Origin of the sequence: Streptomyces melanosporofaciens (assembly GCF_900105695.1) — a bacterium.
GTDB classification, from domain to species: Bacteria; Actinomycetota; Actinomycetes; order Streptomycetales; family Streptomycetaceae; genus Streptomyces; species Streptomyces antimycoticus.
The window spans coordinates 5,728,981-5,748,086 of sequence record NZ_FNST01000002.1 but is presented as its reverse complement, the minus strand read 5'-3'; the positions used below and the strand labels follow the sequence as shown (position 1 = coordinate 5,748,086).

General features: G+C 72.8%; 17 protein-coding genes. 9 read left to right on the top strand and 8 right to left on the bottom strand.

Going from position 1 to position 19,106, the window contains the following annotated elements; translation table 11 throughout:
• Positions 1-120: 120 nt before the first annotated feature.
• Entirely contained in the window at positions 121-846 is a 726-nt protein-coding gene (locus BLV72_RS27670; protein ID WP_093465607.1) for a class F sortase, read from the top strand.
• A gap of 94 nt (positions 847-940) precedes the next feature.
• On the opposite strand, the gene BLV72_RS27665 is transcribed toward BLV72_RS27670, so the two are convergent.
• The 4 genes from BLV72_RS27665 to BLV72_RS27650 all read right to left on the bottom strand — a co-directional run bounded on the left by BLV72_RS27665 (position 941) and on the right by BLV72_RS27650 (position 5,835).
• Positions 941-2,014, bottom strand: a complete 1,074-nt coding sequence (locus BLV72_RS27665; RefSeq protein WP_093465606.1) for a methyltransferase — start codon at positions 2,012-2,014, stop codon at positions 941-943.
• Between the two features lie 11 nt (positions 2,015-2,025).
• On the bottom strand, positions 2,026-3,102 hold the full coding sequence (locus BLV72_RS27660; protein WP_093465604.1) for a right-handed parallel beta-helix repeat-containing protein: 1,077 nt from the start codon (positions 3,100-3,102) through the stop codon (positions 2,026-2,028).
• An 84-nt stretch (positions 3,103-3,186) separates the two neighbouring features.
• Positions 3,187-4,275: an MBL fold metallo-hydrolase gene (locus BLV72_RS27655; RefSeq protein WP_425288535.1), complete on the bottom strand. Its 1,089-nt coding sequence runs from the start codon at positions 4,273-4,275 to the stop codon at positions 3,187-3,189.
• A gap of 336 nt (positions 4,276-4,611) precedes the next feature.
• Positions 4,612-5,835, bottom strand: coding sequence for an aminotransferase class I/II-fold pyridoxal phosphate-dependent enzyme (locus BLV72_RS27650; RefSeq protein ID WP_093465602.1), 1,224 nt, complete (start codon positions 5,833-5,835; stop codon positions 4,612-4,614).
• A 103-nt stretch (positions 5,836-5,938) separates the two neighbouring features.
• On the opposite strand from BLV72_RS27650, the gene BLV72_RS27645 reads away from it, so the two are divergent.
• Positions 5,939-6,349 carry a hemerythrin domain-containing protein gene (locus BLV72_RS27645; RefSeq protein ID WP_244320996.1) on the top strand — a complete coding sequence of 137 codons (411 nt, stop codon included), beginning with the start codon at positions 5,939-5,941 and terminating at the stop codon, positions 6,347-6,349.
• 54 nt (positions 6,350-6,403) lie between these two features.
• Here the strand turns inward: BLV72_RS27645 and BLV72_RS27640 are convergent, their stop codons facing one another.
• On the bottom strand, positions 6,404-7,192 hold the full coding sequence (locus BLV72_RS27640; RefSeq protein WP_093465601.1) for an ANTAR domain-containing response regulator: 789 nt from the start codon (positions 7,190-7,192) through the stop codon (positions 6,404-6,406).
• 146 nt (positions 7,193-7,338) lie between these two features.
• Here BLV72_RS27640 and BLV72_RS27635 point away from each other — a divergent pair, with 146 nt between their 5' ends.
• From BLV72_RS27635 to BLV72_RS27615, 5 genes are all read left to right on the top strand, one after another.
• Positions 7,339-8,535, top strand: a complete 1,197-nt coding sequence (locus BLV72_RS27635; protein WP_093465599.1) for a PAS domain-containing protein — start codon at positions 7,339-7,341, stop codon at positions 8,533-8,535.
• A 258-nt stretch (positions 8,536-8,793) separates the two neighbouring features.
• Positions 8,794-9,759, top strand: coding sequence for a TIGR03557 family F420-dependent LLM class oxidoreductase (locus tag BLV72_RS27630; RefSeq protein WP_093465598.1), 966 nt, complete (start codon positions 8,794-8,796; stop codon positions 9,757-9,759).
• Positions 9,760-9,867: 108 nt separating this feature from the next.
• Positions 9,868-11,673: a thiamine pyrophosphate-requiring protein gene (locus BLV72_RS27625; protein WP_093465596.1), complete on the top strand. Its 1,806-nt coding sequence runs from the start codon at positions 9,868-9,870 to the stop codon at positions 11,671-11,673.
• 101 nt (positions 11,674-11,774) lie between these two features.
• Positions 11,775-12,329: a type 1 glutamine amidotransferase domain-containing protein gene (locus tag BLV72_RS27620; protein WP_093465595.1), complete on the top strand. Its 555-nt coding sequence runs from the start codon at positions 11,775-11,777 to the stop codon at positions 12,327-12,329.
• On the top strand, positions 12,326-14,425 hold the full coding sequence (locus BLV72_RS27615; protein ID WP_093465593.1) for a catalase: 2,100 nt from the start codon (positions 12,326-12,328) through the stop codon (positions 14,423-14,425). Before BLV72_RS27620 ends, BLV72_RS27615 begins: the two co-directional genes overlap by 4 nt.
• Before the next feature lie 117 nt (positions 14,426-14,542).
• Here the strand turns inward: BLV72_RS27615 and BLV72_RS27610 are convergent, their stop codons facing one another.
• From BLV72_RS27610 to BLV72_RS27600, 3 genes are all read right to left on the bottom strand, one after another.
• Entirely contained in the window at positions 14,543-14,725 is a 183-nt protein-coding gene (locus BLV72_RS27610) for a hypothetical protein (protein ID WP_093465591.1), read from the bottom strand.
• A 1,291-nt stretch (positions 14,726-16,016) separates the two neighbouring features.
• On the bottom strand, positions 16,017-16,592 hold the full coding sequence (locus tag BLV72_RS27605) for a TIGR03086 family metal-binding protein (RefSeq protein ID WP_093465590.1): 576 nt from the start codon (positions 16,590-16,592) through the stop codon (positions 16,017-16,019).
• A 6-nt stretch (positions 16,593-16,598) separates the two neighbouring features.
• On the bottom strand, positions 16,599-17,087 hold the full coding sequence (locus tag BLV72_RS27600) for a phage holin family protein (protein WP_093465588.1): 489 nt from the start codon (positions 17,085-17,087) through the stop codon (positions 16,599-16,601).
• Positions 17,088-17,377: 290 nt separating this feature from the next.
• Between BLV72_RS27600 and BLV72_RS27595 the strand changes: the two genes are divergently transcribed.
• Positions 17,378-18,577 carry a baeRF2 domain-containing protein gene (locus BLV72_RS27595; protein WP_093465586.1) on the top strand — a complete coding sequence of 400 codons (1,200 nt, stop codon included), beginning with the start codon at positions 17,378-17,380 and terminating at the stop codon, positions 18,575-18,577.
• Positions 18,578-18,654: 77 nt separating this feature from the next.
• On the top strand, positions 18,655-19,038 hold the full coding sequence (locus BLV72_RS27590; RefSeq protein WP_093465584.1) for a DUF2795 domain-containing protein: 384 nt from the start codon (positions 18,655-18,657) through the stop codon (positions 19,036-19,038).
• Positions 19,039-19,106: the final 68 nt, after the last annotated feature.

The window sequence follows — 19,106 nt, the reverse complement described above, 5'->3', positions numbered from 1 at the left end:
TCGTGCTGCCGTGGCACCTCCGCCGAGCGGTGGTGCCACGGCAGCGCCACGAGCGCTGTGAAAAAGCGGCTGTGAGAAAAGCACTGTAAGAAAGGCGCTGTGAGAAAGGCGAACACCCCTATGGGAAAGCCGGCCAAGCAGGGCGCTGCCGACAGCAACACCCGCATCCTCCGCTGGGCCGCCGCGTCGGCCCTCATCGGCGTATTCCTCATCTACAATTCCGTCGACGCCGCCTCCCAGAACACCCCGGCGTCGGCCCGGCCCACGGCCAGTGCCCCGGCGTCCATCTCCGAACCGGAGAGCGACACTTCGGCCGAGGACGACTACGCGGACTCCTCGGAGTCGACGGCCGCCCCCGAGTCCCGTCCGGGACCCGCGCTGCCGCGCTCCCCCGCGTCCCATCTGGACATCCCCTCGATCGGCGTGAGCGCGCCCTTCACCCCCCTCGCGCTGGACGCGGCGGGTGTGCTGGTGCCGCCTCCGGACACCGAGCAGAACCTGGTGGGCTGGTACGAGGGCGGCCCCTCCCCCGGTGAACGCGGCAACGCCATCGTGGCCGGGCACGTGGACACCAAGATCGGCCCGGCGGTGTTCGCCACCCTCAGCCAGCTCAAGCCGCAGGGCAAGGTGGCCATCACCCGCGAGGACGGGATCGTCGCGACCTTCGTCGTCGACAAGATCAAGACCTTCAAGAAGAACGCCTTCCCGGACCAGAAGGTGTACGGGGACACCCCCAACGCCCAGCTGCGGCTGATCACCTGCGGCGGGGCCTATGACCACACGGCCAAGGACTACACGGCCAATGTGGTGGTGTTCGCGCACCTCAGCTCGTACCGCTACAGCTGACGGCACAGCCAACAAGCCGAGCACACGCCACGGTGCCCGCGTCGTCGAGGACGGACGACGCGGGCACCGTGGTGTGCTTTCCCCGGGAAACCCCCTAGCGGCGGCCCGTGGCGGGCACCGTGGAGTCGAAGGCGTGCAGCGCGCCGTTGACCGGCCGGATGTCGGTCACGTTCAGACCGGCCTCGGTCATCCGCGTCACCATGCTGTCCTCGGTGTGCTTCCGGCCGCCCACATTGAGCAGCAGGAACAGGTCCATCGCCGTGGTGAAGGAGGAGGGGCTGTTGTCGACGAGGTTCTCGATGACGACCACCCTGGCGCCGGGCCGCGCCGCCGCGACCACGTTCGCGAGCGTCCGGCGGGTGCTCTCGTCGTTCCATTCGAGGATGTTCTTGATGATGTAGAGGTCGGCCTCGACGGGGACCTCACGACGGCAGTCGCCGGGCACCAGCGTGGCCCGCGAGGCCAGTGGCCCGCCGTCCCGCAGCCGCGGATCGGCGTTCGCCACCACCTGCGGCAGGTCCAGCAGCGCGCCCTGCAGCGCCGGGTGCCGCTCCAGCAGACTGGCCAGCACATGACCCTGGCCGCCGCCGATGTCCACCACGTCCTTGACCCCGTCGAGGTCGAGGAAGGCGGCGACATCGGCGGCGGACTGCCGGCTGGAGGTGGTCATCGCGGCGTCGAACACCCGGGCCGACTCGGGGGCGTCCTCATGGAGATAGGCGAAGAAGTCCTTGCCGTAGATCTCGTTGACGACACAGCCGCCGCCGCGCACCGCACGGTCCAGCAGCGGCCACGCCTCCCAGGTCCACGGCTCGGTGCACCACAGGGCGATGTTCCGCAGACTGCCCGGGGTGTCCTCGCGCAGCAGCCGGGACATCTCGGTGTGCCGGAAGTGGCCGTCCTCGGTCTCGGCGAAGACCTGACAGCAGGCCAGGGAGCGCAGCAGCCGGCGCAGCGGATCGGGCTCGACGTCCACGGCGGAGGCCAGTTCGCCGATGGAGGCGGGCTGCTCCCCCAGCGCGTCGGCGATCCGCAGCCGGACCGCGGCGCGCACGGAGGCCGCCCGTGCGGCGCCGAAGACGATCTCCCGTAGCTGCATGGGCGGCGGGAGGGCGGCCGGTGGGGGCTGTGCCGCGGCCGCGGGGGTGGTGGTGTCCACAGTGGTCATGACGTCGCCTCTCAGCACCGGCCCGTGGGCACGGACAGCTCGCACACGTTGTCGGTGAAGGTGTTGTCGGGGCCCTTGTCCCGGTCGGCCAGGTCGGCGGGCTTGTTGCCGCTCATCACATTGCGGCTGACGGCGTTCTTGGCGTTGGGGGCGCCCACGACGCTGGTGAACAGCACGATCCCGCCGGACATGGGCGAGGTGCCCACGTTGTCGGTCACCTGGTTGCCCGTCACCCGGGTGCCCTCGGTGCCGGTGAGCACGATACCGGCGCCCTGGATGAAGGGGAGCCGGTCGGTGGCCGCGCAGTAGGCGTTGTTCGCGTACACGGAGTTGTGGCGGACGTTCAGGTCCCCGGCGCGCGGGGTCGATTCGTCGCCGACGACGAACACCCCGGCGCAATTGGCCGTGATGGTGTTCCGCTCGACGGTCATGTCGCGCAGCCGGCGGACCACGACACCGGTCCGGTTGCCGCTGAGCTGGTTGCCGGTGACCAGGGTGCCCAGGGCGTCGGTGGCGCCGCCCTCGGCGTCGATGGTGTTGGCCAGGAAGATGCCGGACTGCTTGTTGCTCCGCGAGACGTTGTCGGCGAAGGTGCCGCGGGTGGACATCTCCTGGCCCATGCCCTGCTGGCCGTTGTCCTCGGCGACGGTGTCCCGCACGGTCATCCGGTCGGTGCCGGAGCCCCAGATGCCGTTCTTGGCGAAGCCGGTGACCTTCAGTGAGCCGATCCGTACATCCGAGACGGGGTCTTGGGCCGTCCCGGTGACGCAGATGCCGTGGCCGGCCGCGCCACAGGCGTTGTCCGACGGCTTCGCGGCCGGGGAGAGCACGGTGCTCTCGCCCGCGCCGAGCAGGGTCAGCCGGTCGGTGGTGATCTGGATGTTCTCCCGGTAGGTGCCGGGCCGGAGCTCGATGGTGTCGCCGGGCTCGGCGGCGTCCACGGCGGCCTGGACGGACTGGCCCGGCTGCACCACATGGCGGGTCCCGGCCTGGTCGACGGGGGCGGCGTGGGCTCCGGGGACCTGGGCGAGTTCGATGACGAGGACGGCCGTGAGGCCTGCGAGGTGACGAAGTTTCGGAGTGCGCATGAACAGGAAGCTAGGTGCGCTCCGCCCCACTCGCCACTTATGATCTGCCTGTCACCTATGCACCGTATTCCCCCACTTGGCCCTCTATTCGAGCACGCGCGAGGCCCCGACCGGCAGATCCCACAGCTCCTCGCGCGGGCGGCCGGTGGCCTCCCAGGCGGCGCGGATCCGGTGCAGCGGCTCCAGGGGCGGCTCGGCCGAGAGCAGGAAGGTCGACCAGTGCATGGGCGCCAGCACCCGCGCCCCCAAATCCTGATGCGCCCGTACGGCGTCCTCCGGATCGGTGTGCACCCCGCCCAGCATCCAGCGCGGCTCATAGGCGCCGATGGGCAGAAGTGCCAGGTCGATGCCCGGGTAGCGGCGGCCGATCTGCCGGAACCAGTGGCCGTAGCCGGTGTCCCCGGCGAAGTACACCCGGCGGCCGCCGGGCGCGGTGATGACCCATCCGCCCCACAGCGAGCGGCAGGTGTCGGTGAGGGTGCGCTTGCTCCAGTGGTGGGCCGGGACGAAGTCGAAGCGGACCGGGCCGTCCTCGCCGGGCAGTTCGGCCGCCTCCCACCAGTCGAGCTCGGTCACCCGGGTGAACCCGCGGGTCCGGAACCAGCCGGCGAGCCCGGCCGGGACGAAGACCGGCGTCGTCCTCGGCAGCCGTTTGACCGTGGGTGCGTCCAGATGGTCGTAGTGGTTGTGGCTGATGACGACCGCGTCGACCGGCGGCAGATCCTCCCAGCGGACCCCCACCGGGGTGACCCGGGCCGGGGTGCCGAGGATCCTGCGGGCCCAGACCGGGTCGGTGAGCACGGTGAGCCCACCGATCCGCACCACCCAACTGGCGTGCCCCGCCCAGGTGACCGCGGTCCGGCCGGGGACGGGGAGCGGCAGCGGCCCCGGCTCGAAGGGCAGCTCGGGGATCTGGCGGAGCGTCTTCACGGGCGGCCTGAGCTGCCCCTCCCGCGCCAGCCGGGCCACCGCCCGCACCCCGGGCAGCGGCGAGGTGAGCCGATCGGCGAACGACCGCGGCCAGCGGCGGACCTCATACAGAGGGCGGGGGGCGGCGGGCTGGGGGGCGGCCAGGTCGGAGGTGGCCGACCCGGGGGCGGCCGACCCTGGGGCGGCCGACCCGGGGGCGGCCGGATCGGCGGTGGCCGGATCGGGGCCGGCCGGCTCGAAGATGACCGACTCGGAGGCGACCGGATCGGAGATGGCCGACTCGGGGGCCGCCGGATCGGAGGTTGTGGCCGGATCGAGGCCGGCCGGATCGGGGCCGGCCGACTCGGTCGTGGCCGACTCTGGGGCGGCAGGCTCGGAGGTGGCCGACCCGGGAACGGCCGGATCGGGGGCAGCCGGATCTGGGCCGGCCGACTCGGTCGTGGTCGGGACCGGCCGGGGCCGGTCGGCCGGTTCCGCCGGGTCGGCCTGCTCGGCGTGGTCGGTCATGGCCTGGCTCCCTTCCCTCTCTGGTCCGGCCCTTCCGTGCCGGCGCGTCATATGGCGGCGGTCCCGGGCGGCTCAGGCCACCGGACCGTCCTCGATCAGGTCCCGGAAGGCCGTCTCGAAGGCGGCCAACGCCGCGGCCACATGGGGCAGTTCCAGCGGATCGGGCGCCTGGAGCGCCCGTAGCCGCGACTCCTCCGCCGCCCCCAGCAGCGGCAGGGTCGCCAGCCGGAGCCGCAGGGTGTGCGGGGGGTCGCCGAAGCGATGGCCGCCGGCCACGCTCCGGCCGATCCGCCGCACCAGCTCGCGCTCCAGCTCCACCGAGTCGGTGATGCCACGGGCGGCGAGCACCCCGCGCAGCTCGTCGAGGTCGGCGTAGAGATGGCGGCCGGCCTGCGGCGGGCGGGCCAGCGCCCCGACGGCGGTCAGCGCGCGGTAGGCGGCCGCGGCCACGGCCCCGTGCGCCCGGGCCGCGGCGGCCATCCGGCCCCGGACCGGCTCGGGCTCGCCGAGTGCGTACTCGGCGGCCGCGGTGATGGACGCGGGCAGCCCCGAGCGTACGGCGGTGAGCAGGGACAGCACCCGGCCGCGCAGCTCCACCCCGCGCTCGGTGGCCGGGAACCGGGCCATCGCGGCGGGCCAGCCCGCCGGGGTGAAGGCGCCCACCAGGTCGGAGAGCACGATCACGTTCTCCGGGCTCATCTCGGCGGGGCTGAGCAGCACCGTCCCATGCGGATGGTGGACGGTGTCCCGCCAGGTCTCATCGCTGACGATCAGCAGCCCCTCGGCCACGGCCGCCTCGCACACCTCGTGCAGCATCTCGGGCGGGGCCACGGTGCCGGTCGGGTCGTCGGCCACCGACAGCAGCAGGACCCGGGGCACCCCGCCCTCGGCGCGGATCCTGCGGACGATCTCCAGCAGCGCGAACGGATCGGGCAGCCCACCGCATTCGGCCGGGACGGGCGCGTGGTGGGCGCGCCGGTTCACCAGCCGCACCAGCGGTGCGTACCAGGCGGCGCAGGGGCGGGGCAGCAGCACATCGCCGCCGGGGCCCGAGGCGAGCAGCGCCAGCAGAAGCGGCTCGGCGCCGGGAGCGACCACGACATGCTCCGGATCGGTCCACAGCCCGCGCCGCGACCAGTAGCCACAGGCGGCCGAGCACAGCCCGGCCGAGCCGCCGACCGGCTCCGGCGCGGTGTGGCCGGCCGTCGCGACGAAGCTGTCGAGCAGCTCCGGGAGGACCGGCAGCCCGCCGTCGTCCCGGTCCGCCGGAGCCGGGGCGGTCCACTGCCGCTGCATTCGTCCACCTCCGCCCGTGCCGGACGCGTCGCCGCCTGCGTATGTCCACCTTCGCAGATCTCCGGCGCCGTTTCGCGGAAGGCGGCCGGGGGACCCGGGCGCCATGACAGCCATGCCGGAACAGCACGATGTGGTGGACGTCCTCACCGCGGACCACCACGTGGTGCGCAACCTCTTCGAGGGGTACCGCGCCACCACCGACCCCGACCAGGGGCGGCAGCTCGTCGACCGGATGACGGTGGAGGTGGTGCGGCACTCGGTGGCCGAGGAGACCTATCTGTACCCCACGGTCCGCAAGGCGCTGCCGAACGGCGACCGGATCGCCGACGAGGAGATCGAGGAGCTGACCGAGGCCGAGCGGATCCTGTCCGATCTGGACGCCGTGGACCCCCGGGACCGGCGGTTCGACCCGCTGGTACGCGATCTGATGGACGTGGTGGCCATGCATATCCGCGGCGAGGAGGACCTCGTCTTCCCCGAACTGCGGGAGCGGCTCACCCCGAGGAACGGATGATGCTGGGCCTGCGCGTCGGCGAGGCGACGGCCGCCGCGCAGGGCGTGCCCCCGGTCAGCCCGGAAGGTCCCGGTCCGGGCCGGACGCTGGCCGACCGGGTCCGGGAGCGGCTGACCGGTCGAACGCGATGAGCTCCTTCTCCAGACCACGGCCGCGGGTGCGCACCACGGTCTCGGCGAGCTCCGCCAGCTTGTTGTTGGTCCGCTGGGAGAGCCGGCGCAGCAGATCGAACGCCTGGTCCGCGTCGCACCCCAGGACGTACATGACGATGCCGCACGCCTGGTCGACCACCGGCCGGGTGCGCAGCGCCGTGTCGAGCTGGTCGACCTGGACGAGGGCGGCGCGGTAGAGCCGGTCCCGGGCCATGCTCTCGGTGGCCAGATCGCCGAGCCGCTCGGTGGCGCCCTGGGCGGCCTTCTTCAGGGGCCCGGGGCGCAGCCCGTAGACCGAGACGGTCACGGTGAGCCCGTCGCAGGCGAAGGGCAGGGTGGCGGTGGACCGGACGCCCGCGTCCAGCGCCCGGGCCCGGTAGCTCGGCCAGCGGTCGTCGTGGAGCAGATCGTCGGCGCCCGCCGGGCGGCCGGTGTCGAGCGCCGCGAGGATCGGGCCCTCCCCGGCGCTCATCTGGACCGACACCAGCGCGGACAGATCGGGGTGGGTGGCCGCCGTGGTCCGGTCCGCGGCCTCGGCGCCGGAGGACTCCTCGGCGAGCACGGCGGTGGCGGTGGCCCCGCAGCTGTCGGGCGTGCCCGCGGCGGCCTGCTCGGCCAGTTCGGCCAGGCCGCGGCCGAGGGATGGCGCGTCGGTCTGGCAGGCCGTGCGGATGTGCGTACGGTCGGGCATCGCCGGGTCCGCTCCTCTCGCTCCGGTGCGATCTGCTTTATGGCCCCGTCCCCGTTCGGGGCCCCGATTTCTTCGCCTTCCCACGGCATTGAGCGGAAAACGGCACCCATGCCGCCCGCCGCGTCCGGTCAGGCTACGGTGTGCCCATGCCAGGCGCTCAGGAGTTTGGTGCGGAGCTCACAGACTTCCGCAGACGGGTCGACGAATTGCGGACCGCGCGGGCCTCGCTGCCCTCGCAGGAGCGGCTGTCCTTGCTGGACGCCGCTCTTTTCGAGCTCCAGCACGTGGTCGACGTGCTGTGGCCGCGGTACGAGGAGCTGACGGCGGCCTCCCGGAGCCCCGGCGGGGGCCGGGCCGGCCCGCAGGAGCAGCAGCTGCTGCGGGCGCTGTTCCAGCGGCTGCCGGTCCCCGCGGTCCTGCTGGACCGCGACACCGTGGTGCGGCGCATGAACTTCGCCGCCACCCAGCTCTTCCACACCCGCGCCGGGTACGCCACCGGGCGCCCGCTCGCCGCCTCGCTGCGGCGGGACGGGCAGGCGGCGCTGCGCTCGCAGGTCGCCGCGGTCGCGCGCGGCGAGGGCGACCGCAGTCTGACGGTGCGGCTGTCGCAGCCGTCGGCCGACGGCGAGGTGCGGGTGACCCTGGCCGCGCTGCGGCCGCCGGGCGAGCCCCATCCGGCGGTGCTGGCGGCGTTCCAGCCCGGGGTGATCGGCGCCCCGGGGGGCGAGGAGACGGCCGGGGCGCGGCGCCCGGAGTTCCGGCCGGACCTGGCGGAGGTGACCCGCCATGCCGAGCTGCTGGACCTGGCCGACGACATGGCGGCGGCGCTGCTGAGGGTGGCGCTGGCCGGGGGCGGTCCGGAGGCCGTGCTGGCCAGGGCCGCGGAGGTGCTGCACGGCCGGTTCGCGGACTGGGTGATCGCCGACCTGGCCCCGGAGAGCGGTCCCGGCGCCCCGCGCCGGGTGGTGGCGCTCGGCCCGCGGGACGCGGTGGGCGACCGTACGGCCTCCCTGGCCGAGCAGGACCCGGCCGGCTGCCCCCTGGTGGTGGACGCGCTGTCGGACGGGGTCTCCGCGCTGCGGGTGAGCCCGGCCGATGCCGACGCCTTCGGCCGGGACGCGACGGGTGCGCCCGTCTTGGTGCGGGAGGAGGTCACCTCGCTGCTGTGCATACCCCTGCGCGCCTCCGCCACGGAGCCGGTCCGCGGGGCGCTCACGCTCTTCCGTACGGGCGGGCGCGCTGCCTTCGAGATGGCGGAGGCGGGCGTGGCGGACCGGATCTCCCGCCATGTCGCCCTGGCCATGCCGCACACGGCGCCGCGCGCCCCGGCGCCGGGGGCCTGACCCGGCGGGGCCGCGAACCGTAAGGACACCGGGCGCGAGCGCGCGCTGGTCAGCACACCGGGCGCGGGTCCGCCCCCGGCCCCACACCGGGCGCGGACCCGCCGGCCCCGGGCGCCTGCCGTTCCGGCGCCGGGCGCATGCCCTCAGCGCACCACCACGTGCCCGTCCCGCGCCGGATCAAACGAGGTTTCCTTCCCCGGGCGCCGGTTACCCGTCGCATCTGCCGACACCCGCCGGCTCCGCGCGCGAGGAGGGCCCATGACCGAGTACGGCTATTTCCTGGCCGCCGAAGAACACGGGCCCGCGGACCTCGTCGAGCAGGCCCGGATGGCGGAGCAGGCCGGTTTCCACGCATTGTGGATCTCCGACCACTACCACCCCTGGAACGAAGCCCAGGGCCAGAGCCCCTTCGTCTGGTCGGTGATCGGCGCACTCGCGCAGGCCACCAGCCTGCCCGTGCAGACCGCGGTGACCTGCCCCATCATCCGTATCCATCCCGCCATCGTGGCCCAGGCCGCCGCGACCAGCTCGGTGCTGCTGGAGGGCCGCTTCCGGCTGGGCGTGGGCAGCGGCGAGGCGCTGAACGAACATGTGCTGGGCGACCGCTGGCCGCCCGCGGCGATCCGGCTGGAGATGCTGGAAGAGGCCGTGATGGTGATGCGCCAGCTGTTCGAAGGGCACCGCGTCACCCATCACGGCAAGCACTACACGGTGGAGAACGCACGGCTGTACACGGTGCCCGACGAACCGGTGCCCATCGACATCGCGGCCTTCGGATCGGCCGCCGCCGCGCTGGCCGGGCGGGTCGGCGACGGCTTCATCACCGTGGTCCCGGACGCGGAGCTGGTGGCGCGGTTCCGGCGCGGCAGCGGCGCCGGGGGCAACAGCAAACCGGCCCGCGGCGGGCTGAAGGTGTGCTACGGCCCGGACCCCGACGAGGCGCTGCGCACCGCCCACCGGCTGTGGCCGACCGAGGCGCTGCCCGGTGCGGTGCTGTCGACGCTGACCACCCCGAGCCAGTTCGAGCAGGCCGCCCGGCTCGTCACCCCCGAGCGGCTGGCCGAAGAGGTGGTCTGCGGGGATGACGCGGAGGCGCATGTCAGGGCACTCAACGCGTACGCGGAGGCCGGATTCGACACCGTCTACGTCAATCAGATCGGCCCCGACCAGCGGGGTTTCTTCGACTTCTACCGCACCAAGGTGCTGCCGCAGGTGGCCCGCTGAGAACCGCCGCAGGGGGCCGGGCCGACAACCGCCACGGGCGGCCGGCAGGGATCGGCTCGCCCCGAACCATGAGCACGGCTGAACTACCGAGAGGAGCGATGACCCACCATGACCATGAAAGTGGCCGACTACATCCTCGCCCGACTGTCCGAGTGGGGTGTCGAGCATGTCTTCGGCTACCCGGGGGACGGAATCAACGGCCTGCTCGCCGCATGGGGGCGGGCCGAGAACGAGCCCCGGTTCATCCAGGCCCGGCACGAGGAGATGGCGGCCTTCGACGCCGTCGGCTACGCCAAGTTCAGCGGCCGCCTCGGGGTGTGCGCGGCCACCTCGGGCCCCGGCGCGATCCACCTGCTGAACGGGCTGTACGACGCCAAGCTGGACCATGTGCCGGTGGTGGCGCTGGTCGGCCAGACCCACCGCAGCGCGATGGGCGGCTCGTACCAGCAGGAGGTGGATCTGCACAGCCTCTTCAAGGACGTGGCCTCCGACTTCCTGGAGACGGTCACCGTCCCGGAGCAGCTGCCCAACGTCCTGGACCGGGCGATCCGCACCGCCTACGCCCGCCGCGCCCCCACCGCCGTGATCATCCCGGCGGATGTGCAGGACCTGGACTACTCCCCGCCCACCCATGAGTTCAAGATGGTGCCCTCCAGCCTGGACCGCAGCGGCTGGTCCGCGGTGCCGTCCAGCACCGCGGTGGAGCGGGCCGCGGAGGTGCTGAACTCGGGCGAGCGGGTGGCGATCATGGTCGGCCAGGGCGCCGCCGGGGCGCGCGAGGAGGTCCAGCGGATCGCCGAGACCCTCGGCGCCGGTGTCGCCAAGGCGCTGCTCGGCCTGGATGTGCTCAGCGATGAACTGCTCTATGTCACCGGGTCCATCGGGCTGCTGGGCACCCGGCCCTCGTACGAGATGATGCGGGACTGCGACACGCTGCTGACGATCGGCTCCAGCTTTCCGTACGCCCAGTTCCTGCCGGAGTTCGGCAAGGCGCGCGGCGTTCAGATCGATCTCGATCCGCACATGATCGGGATGCGCTATCCGTACGAGGTCAATCTGGTCGGCGACGCGCGCGAGACCCTGCTGCGGCTGCTGCCCCAGCTGGAGCGCAAGAAGGAGCGCGGCTGGCAGGAGGAGATCATCTCGGGCGTACGGCGCTGGCGCGAGGTGACATCCCAGCGCGCGGAGGTGTCCGCCGACCCGATCAACCCCGAGTATGTGGCCCACTGCCTGGATCCGCTGCTGCCCTCCGACGCCATCATCACCTGCGACTCCGGCTCCGTGGCCAACTGGTACGCCCGCCATCTGCGGATGCGCGGCGAGATGCGCGCCTCGCTGTCGGGCACGCTGGCCACGATGGGCTGTGGGGTGCCGTACGCGATCGGCGCCAAGTTCGCCCATCCGGACCGGCCGGCGGTGGCGCTGGTCGGGGACGGCGCGATGCAGATGAACGGCATGGCGGAGCTGATCACGGTGGCCAAGTACCGCCAGTCGTGGGAGGACCCGCGGCTGGTGATCGGTGTCTGGAACAACCAGGACCTCAACCAGGTCACCTGGGAGATGCGGGCGATGGGCGGGGCGCCGCAGTTCCTGCCCTCGCAGGAACTCCCCGACGTCTCCTACGCGCGATTCGCCGAATCGCTCGGCATGACCGGCATCCGGGTGGAGAAGCCCGAGCAGGTCGAGCAGGCGTGGCGCGAGGCGCTGGCCGCGGAGGGTCCGGTGGTCGTGGAGTTCCTCACCGATCCGGCCGTACCGCCGATCCCGCCGCATGCCACCTGGGAGCAGATGGAGGCCACGGTCGAGTCGATCATCAAGGGCGACTCGGACCGGGCGGGCATGGTCCGCCAGGGCCTGAAGGCGAAGGTGCAGGAGTACCTGCCGCACCGGAAGAAGGCTTCGGACGACACCTGATGCGCCCGTCGCCCCTGATGTATCCGTTTCGACCCCGTCCGCGCTGGCTACCCGCCGCACCGGACGGATGCGATTCCCGGACCGGAAGGACGTGAGCAGCAATGAAGGTCGCCTTTCTCGTCGCCCCGGAAGGCGTGGAACAGGTCGAGCTGACCGACCCCTGGCAGGCGGTCCGGGATGCCGGGGGCACCCCTCGTCTGGTGTCCACCAAGCCCGGCCGCATCCAGGCGTTCGACCACCTCGACAAGGCGGACACCTTCGAGGTCGACCAAGTGGTCAAGGACGCCACGGTCGGGGAGTACGACGCCCTGGTGCTTCCCGGCGGGGTCGCCAACCCCGACTTCCTGCGCCTGGACAAGGCGGCCGTCGCCTTCGCCAAGGGCTTCTTCGACGCGGGGAAGCCGGTGGCCGCGATCTGTCACGCCCCCTGGACGCTGGTGGAGGCCGATGTGGTGCGCGGCCGCACCCTGACCTCGTGGCCGAGTCTGCGCACCGACATCACCAACGCCGGCGGGACTTGGGTGGACGAGCAGGTCAAGGTCTGCACCAGCGGTCCGGCCGCCCTGATCACCAGCCGTAAGCCCGATGATCTCAAGGCGTTCCGTGAGGCGTTCCTGGAGGAGTTCTCGAAGACGACGAAGGGATCGGCATCATGACGGAGGACCGCAAGGAGCGGCAGCGCGACCACTACCGTGCCCCCGACCCCGCCGAGGGACCGCTGACCACCGACCAGGGCGTGGCGGTCGACCACACCGATGACTCCCTCACCGTGGGCGAACGCGGCCCGACGCTGATGGAGGACTTCCACTTCCGCGAGAAGCTGACCCATTTCGACCATGAGCGCATCCCGGAGCGGGTGGTGCACGCGCGGGGCGCGGGCGCGTACGGCTACTTCGAGCCGTATGAGTCCTGCGCGGAGTTCACCCGTGCCGCCTTCCTCCAGGATCCGTCCGTGCGCACCCCGGTCTTCGTACGGTTCTCCACCGTGCAGGGGCCCCGGGGCTCGGCGGACACGGTGCGGGACGTGCGGGGCTTCGCGACGAAGTTCTACACCTCGGAGGGCAACTACGACCTGGTCGGCAACAACATGCCGGTCTTCTTCATCCAGGACGGGATCAAGTTCCCCGACTTCGTGCACGCGCTCAAGCCGGAGCCGCAGAACGACATCCCGACCGGCGCCTCCGCCCATGACACCCTGTGGGACTTCGTCTCCCTGCAGCCCGAGACCATGCACATGATGATGTGGCTGATGTCGGACCGGGCGATTCCGCGCAGCTTCCGGATGATGCAGGGCTTCGGGGTGCACACTTTCCGCTTCGTGGACGCGCAAGGGCGCGGCACCTTCGTGAAGTTCCACTGGAAGCCGAAGCTGGGCGTCCACTCGCTGGTGTGGGACGAGGCCCAGGAGGCCGCGGGCCGCGACCCGGACTTCAACCGGCGCGATCTGTGGGAGGCGATCGAGGCGGGTCAGTACCCCGAGTACGAGCTGGGGGTGCAGCTGATCCCGGAGGAGGACGAGTTCAACTTCGACTTCGATCTGCTCGACGCCACGAAGATCGTTCCGGAGGAGCAGGTGCCGGTGCGGCCGATCGGCCACATGGTCCTGAACCGCAACCCGGACAACTTCTTCGCGGAGACCGAGCAGGTGGCCTTCCACACCGGGAACGTCGTCCCCGGTATCGACTTCACCAACGACCCGCTGCTGCAGGCCCGGAACTTCTCGTATCTGGACACCCAGCTGATCCGGCTGGGCGGGCCCAACTTCTCGCAGCTCCCGGTCAACCAGCCGGTCACCCCGGCCCGCACCAACCACCGGGACGGCTACCACCAGACCATGCTCCACAAGGGCACCAACTACTCCCCCAACTCACTCGGCGGCGGCTGCCCGGCCCTCGCGGGGGCGGACGGCTATGCCTTCTCCCACTACGCGGAGCGGGTCGAGGGCCACAAGATCCGCAAGCGGAGCGAGTCCTTCAAGGACTTCTACAGCCAGGCCGCGCTGTTCTGGAACAGCATGAGCGACTGGGAGAAGCGCCATATCGTGGACGCCTTCCGCTTCGAGCTGGGCAAGGTCGCCGCGGTGCATGTGCGCGAGCGCACCGTCGAGCAACTGGCCCGGGTCAACTACGACCTGGCCTCGCAGGTGGCCCAGGGCATCGGCGTGGCGATGCCGGGGCCGGGCGCCAACAACCACAAACCGCAAGCCTCGCCCGCGCTGAGCCTGGAGAACCTCCAGGGCGACGGCTCCATCCGCACCCGCCAGATCGCGGTGCTGGTCACGGACGGGGTGGACACCGCCCAGCTCACCCAGGCCCAGGAGGCGCTCACCGCCCAGGGCGCCGTCGTCGAGGCCCTCGCCCCGCACGACGGCAAGGTGGTCGGCGCCGACGGCAACGGCTACGCGGTCGACCGCGCCCTCCCCACGGTCGCCTCCGTCCTCTACGACGCCGTCCTCCTCCCCGGCGGCCCCACCGGCACCCCCGACCTGGCCTCCGACAGCGCGGCCATGCGCTTCGTCCGCGACGCCTACCGCCACGGCAAACCCATCGGCGCCCTGGGCTCGGGCGTCGGCGTCCTCTCCACCCTCGACCCGGAGGGCCTCCACATCGCCTCCGGCCACGGCCACGTCTGCGCCGACCGCGGCGTGGTCACGGACGCGACGACGGGCACGGCGAGCGAGGAATTCACCAGGGCCTTCACCGAAGCGATAGCGGCCCACCGGCATTGGGACCGCCCGCGGGTCCGCTGCTGAATTCCGCGGGGCGCGGTAGGCGGGTCATGGGGTGGGGGTGTGAGCGGAGCTTCCTCCGCTCACACCCCCACCCGCCTGTGGGCACGCCTGGCGCCTCCTCCCCCCACACCTCGGCGGTCAGTGGGAGCTGGTCGAGTAGTTCCTGACGATGCACGGTGGCCCAGCCCACGAGCTGAGGTGGACGGGCTCGCGGCCGAGCAGATCCCGGACGGTGCTGCTGGTCACCGCGGAGTAGTCCATGCGGCCCTCGTAGGGCTGTCGCACCCAGGTCGGCGCACTGGCCGCGTACGCGGTGTCCATGGTGGGAGGCGCGGACCTCGCTACCAGCAGCAGATCATCGGCGACCGTACCGCTCTGTTCTCGCGGTACCTGTCCCGCTGGCCGCTGGCCGCTGGCCGCTGGAACTGCGATCCAAGGTCAGCGACCCCACAAGGGCCGCGCACGTCTTCTCAGCACTCCTCCAGACGGGGATCGTGAACACCGCGCTGCTCGGAGGACCGGTTCCCGACGCGGCCGGCATCCGCACGCGTTCCCCAGGAGGCTGCGGAGGACCTGTTGCTTCTCATCGAGGCCGGGCGGCTGTAAGGGGTGCGACCCTGCTCATGACCCGCCGCCTGGTCCGGCCAGGCCCGTCACGAGCGTGAGCCGACCCGGGGGAGGCTTGGCCCGCCACCGCGCGGGGCCAGGCGTTCCGCCTCCGCCCATGCCAAACCCTGCGGCCATCTCCGAGCAGATCAACGGGCCCTGCCCCAGCCGGGGTCCGGGGCGGGGCCCGGCGGGGGCGCGAGGGGCAGAGCCCAGCCAGAGGCCGAGGGGCAGAGCCCGGCCAGGGGCGCGAGGGGCAGAGCCCAGCCAGAGGCCGAGGGGCAGAGCCCGGCCAGGGGCGCGAGGGGCACAGCCCAGCCAGAGGCCGAGGGGCAGAGCCCGGCCAGGGGCGCGAGGGGCAGAGCCCAGCCAGAGGCCGAGGGGCAGAGCCCGGCCAGGGGCGCGAGGGGCAGAGCCCAGCCAGAGGCCGAGGGGCACAGCCCAGCCAGAGGCCGAGGGGCACAGCCCAGCCAGAGGCCGAGGGGCACAGCCCAGCCAGAGGCCGAGGGGCACAGCCCAGCCAGAGGCCGAGGGGCACAGCCCAGCCAGAGGCCGAGGGGCACAGCCCAGCCAGAGGCCGAGGGGCACAGCCCAGCCAGAGGCCGAGGGGCACAGCCCAGCCAGAGGCCGAGGGGCACAGCCCAGCCAGAGGCCGAGGGGCACAGCCCAGCCAGAGGCCGAGGGGCACAGCCCAGCCAGAGGCCGAGGGGCAGAGCCCAGCCAGAGGCCGAGGGGCAGAGCCCGGCCAGGGGCGCGAGGGGCGGGCCCCAGCCGGGGCCGAGGGCGGAGCCCCGGCAAGGGAGCGAGGGGCAGATCCCCAACCAGGGACGCGACAGGCAGAGCCCCAGCCAGGGGTCGAGGGGCAGAGCCCCAGCCGGGGGTCGAGGGGCGGAGCCCCCTCGTTTCGGGAAGGGGCGGGGTGGGGGACTCTCCGCCGGAGGCGCCCACGCCCCACGCCCCGCACTCGGGGCACGCGCCGCGCCCCCAGATCCCGCCCCCGTCCCCGCTACGGCTCGCGCCCGAGCAACGCCAAGAGCCGGGCCTGCGCATCCGCCCCCGGCGGTGGCTCCACGGGCGCCGCGAAAAGCCCGCTCTCCTCCAGGTCCGCCGCATACGGCGCGACTTCCCGCACCGAAAAGTCCACCAGCGGCTTCGGAATGCGCTCCTCCGCGCCAATGGCCCGCGACAGATCCCACGCGTGGACGGCAGCGTCAGCCGTCATCTGGGCGCAGTAATGCGTGGCGGGGCTCTCCCCGTACGAGAGCTCGACCGTCCGGTCGAGCGCCCCCGGCTCGCGGAAGGCGTCCCGCGCCGCGGCGACCACTACGTCCCACGTCGCGACCGGGTCGTCACCGAGCAGATCGCCCTCCAGCGCATTGTTCTGGTCGGCGACGCTCGCCCCCTCCCGGACCAGCGGCGGCACCCACATCTGCTCGACCGCGAGATGGTTCACCAGGTCGCGTACGGTCCACTCGGTGCAGGGCGTCGGGTCGTCCCACTGGTTGGGCCGGATCTCGTGCACCCGTTCGGTGAAGAGGTCCAGCGCCTCGCCGTGCCTGGCCAGCAGCGGATTCTCCGCCATGGCCGATCACCCCGTGTGAGGAGGCTGAGGGGGCTGAGGGGGCGCCCCGGACCCCGGCGCCGGAGGCATCGGGGGCGTGGGAGGCGCGGAGGGCCCAGCGGGGCCCGAAGGGGCGGAGGGGCCCGAAGGAGCTGTGGGGCCCGAAGGAGCTGTGGGCGGGGCAGGACCCGAAGGCGCCGAAGGCGCGGTCGGCCCCGACGCCTGCGCCGCGGAGTTCTTCAGCCACCCGGCCGCCACCAGCAACAGCGCGAAAACGATCAGCGCCGCCGCCCACGCCGGAAGCGCGAGGGCGAGGAGCAGCACCAGGCACGCCGTCAGCGCACCCCCCGCGTAGAGCGCGGCCGCCGCCGCGCCGCCGTAGAGGCGGACCGCGCGCCGTCCGGACTGCTCGCGCAGCTCCCTGCGGACTTCGTCGCGGACGGCCCGGGCGACCGGCTCCGCCAGGTCCCCGGCCGAGGGTATGCCCGCCTTCGGGTAGCCCGATTTATCAGTCATGCGCCGCCGGGTACCCGTGCCCCCTCCTCGTTAACAGTCCCAGTCAGCACGGGCGGTGCATGGGACGGAAAACGGACGGGACACGGATACGCGGGCACATCCGCAGGGCAGGGCACGGCGTCGAACGCGGGCCCCTGATCTCCCACGTCCGACGCCGCTCCTCACTCCCTACGGGCCGCTCGGCCACAGGACGGGTCCCCGCCCCCGGGGCCCCCAAACGCGCCCGGCTACCTCGTGTCGATGCCATCGTGACGGGTACGCGTGGGGGACGCGAAATCTGGAGGGAGTACATGCGACTCGGACATCTCCAACCGCTCTACGAGCGCCCCGGCCGCCCGGGCCCCTGGGCCAGCGTCTACTTCGACACCTCGCACCCCGACGAGTCCGCGGCCCAGGAGCGGGAACGCGCCGCTCGCGAGGCCGGTCGCCGGCTGGAAGGGCAGGGCGCCGACCGGGCCACCTGCCGTGCGGTGTACGAGCGGCTGACCTCGACGCCTCCCGGTGCCAGGCCGGCGGCCGGCCGGGCCGTCTTCGCCACGGCCGGTGAGGTGGTCGTCGACACGCCGTTGCCGACCCCGCCGCCGATGGGCGAAGCCCCGTGCTGGTCGGCGCTTCCGCACGTGGGGCCGCTGCTGGAGCTGACCGGCGAGGACCCATCCTGCCTGGTGGCGTACATCGACCGCACCGGCGCGGACGTCGAGCTGCGCGACGGCCACGGTCTGCGCGACGGCCACGGTGGCGACCGGGTCGGCTCGGTGCACGGACGGCAGTGGCCGGTGCACCGCACCGCCGGTGCCGACTGGTCGGAGCGCCACTTCCAGCTCAAGACGGAGAACACCTGGGAGCACAACGCCGCGCTGATCGCCGATGAACTGCGCGCCTGCCAGGAGGAGACCCGGGCGGATCTGGTGGTGCTGGCCGGGGACCCGCGCGAGCGGCGTGCCGTCCGCGACCAGCTGCCCAAGGCGCTGCGCGCGGCGGCGGTGGAGACCGTGCGCGGGGGCCGTGCCCCCGGTTCCGCCTCGACCGGCACCCATGCCGCCCGGCTGCTGGATCAGGAGGTGGACGGCGCCCGCGCCCGGCATGCGCAGGAGCGCGGCGAGGCGGCGATGGAGCGGTTCCGGGCCGGACGGATGCCCTCGGACGGGCGCGTGGAGGCGGCCGAAGGAGTTCCGGCACTGGTCGACGCGGCGCGCGAACACCGCATAGGCTCGTTGCTGATACGCCCCGACGGGCCCGATCTCTACCGTGAGGTATGGGTGGGCACCGAACCGGACCAGCTGGCCTTGCGCCGCACCGACGTCCAGTATCTGGGCGACGCCCGGCCGTCCCCGGCCCGCGCCGACGACGCGCTGATCCGCTCGGTCGCGGTCACCGGCGCCGAGGTGCTGACGGTGGCGTCGGCCGACGGGGAGACCTACGGCGCCGACATTCCGGTGGGCGGCCTCGGCGCACTGCTGCGCTGGCCGTACGAGGGCGGCGCGGACTGACCATCCCATGAGACGACCATCCCGGGAGACGACCGACCCGGGAGACATATACGGACCCGCTGAGGAAGGGGACCGACATGCAGCGAGGCAGCGACCGGCTGAGCGTCCACAAGGACGACGAGATGAAGCACGAGCTCCAGGGGCTGATCCGCTCCGGGCACCCGACCCGTGCCGAGGAGTGGCACGACCCGGAGCCGGCCGCCGACGACGACCCGGACGTGACCATGGGGCCGATCCCGGCCCGGGGGACGACCGGTGAGGCCGAGGTGGTGCGGTTCGAGTTCGCGCGCCGGCTGGGACGCACGTCGTTCCCCGCCGATCGTGAGGAGCTGTTGCACGTCCTGGAGGAACGGCACACACCGGACGGTCTGATCGCTCTGGCCGAGGAACTGCCCGCGGACCGGACGTTCCACACGGTGCAGGAGGTGGTCTCGGCGCTGGGACTGCGCCCGGCCTCGTAAGCCACGGACGGACAGCGAGTCATGGAGCGACGGCGAGACACGGTGGGACGGCCAGACGGGGAGGGCCG

Coding starts and splice junctions, on each gene's coding strand:
- BLV72_RS27625 (WP_093465596.1), top strand. CDS start 9,868: ATGACCATGAAAGTGGCCGACTACATCCTCGCCCGACTGTCCGAGTGG.
- BLV72_RS27665 (WP_093465606.1), bottom strand. CDS start 2,014: ATGACCACTGTGGACACCACCACCCCCGCGGCCGCGGCACAGCCCCCA.
- BLV72_RS27630 (WP_093465598.1), top strand. CDS start 8,794: ATGACCGAGTACGGCTATTTCCTGGCCGCCGAAGAACACGGGCCCGCG.
- BLV72_RS27610 (WP_093465591.1), bottom strand. CDS start 14,725: ATGGACACCGCGTACGCGGCCAGTGCGCCGACCTGGGTGCGACAGCCC.
- BLV72_RS27635 (WP_093465599.1), top strand. CDS start 7,339: ATGCCAGGCGCTCAGGAGTTTGGTGCGGAGCTCACAGACTTCCGCAGA.
- BLV72_RS27650 (WP_093465602.1), bottom strand. CDS start 5,835: ATGCAGCGGCAGTGGACCGCCCCGGCTCCGGCGGACCGGGACGACGGC.
- BLV72_RS27660 (WP_093465604.1), bottom strand. CDS start 3,102: ATGCGCACTCCGAAACTTCGTCACCTCGCAGGCCTCACGGCCGTCCTC.
- BLV72_RS27670 (WP_093465607.1), top strand. CDS start 121: ATGGGAAAGCCGGCCAAGCAGGGCGCTGCCGACAGCAACACCCGCATC.
- BLV72_RS27595 (WP_093465586.1), top strand. CDS start 17,378: ATGCGACTCGGACATCTCCAACCGCTCTACGAGCGCCCCGGCCGCCCG.
- BLV72_RS27600 (WP_093465588.1), bottom strand. CDS start 17,087: ATGACTGATAAATCGGGCTACCCGAAGGCGGGCATACCCTCGGCCGGG.
- BLV72_RS27615 (WP_093465593.1), top strand. CDS start 12,326: ATGACGGAGGACCGCAAGGAGCGGCAGCGCGACCACTACCGTGCCCCC.
- BLV72_RS27605 (WP_093465590.1), bottom strand. CDS start 16,592: ATGGCGGAGAATCCGCTGCTGGCCAGGCACGGCGAGGCGCTGGACCTC.
- BLV72_RS27640 (WP_093465601.1), bottom strand. CDS start 7,192: ATGCCCGACCGTACGCACATCCGCACGGCCTGCCAGACCGACGCGCCA.
- BLV72_RS27620 (WP_093465595.1), top strand. CDS start 11,775: ATGAAGGTCGCCTTTCTCGTCGCCCCGGAAGGCGTGGAACAGGTCGAG.
- BLV72_RS27590 (WP_093465584.1), top strand. CDS start 18,655: ATGCAGCGAGGCAGCGACCGGCTGAGCGTCCACAAGGACGACGAGATG.
- BLV72_RS27645 (WP_244320996.1), top strand. CDS start 5,939: ATGACAGCCATGCCGGAACAGCACGATGTGGTGGACGTCCTCACCGCG.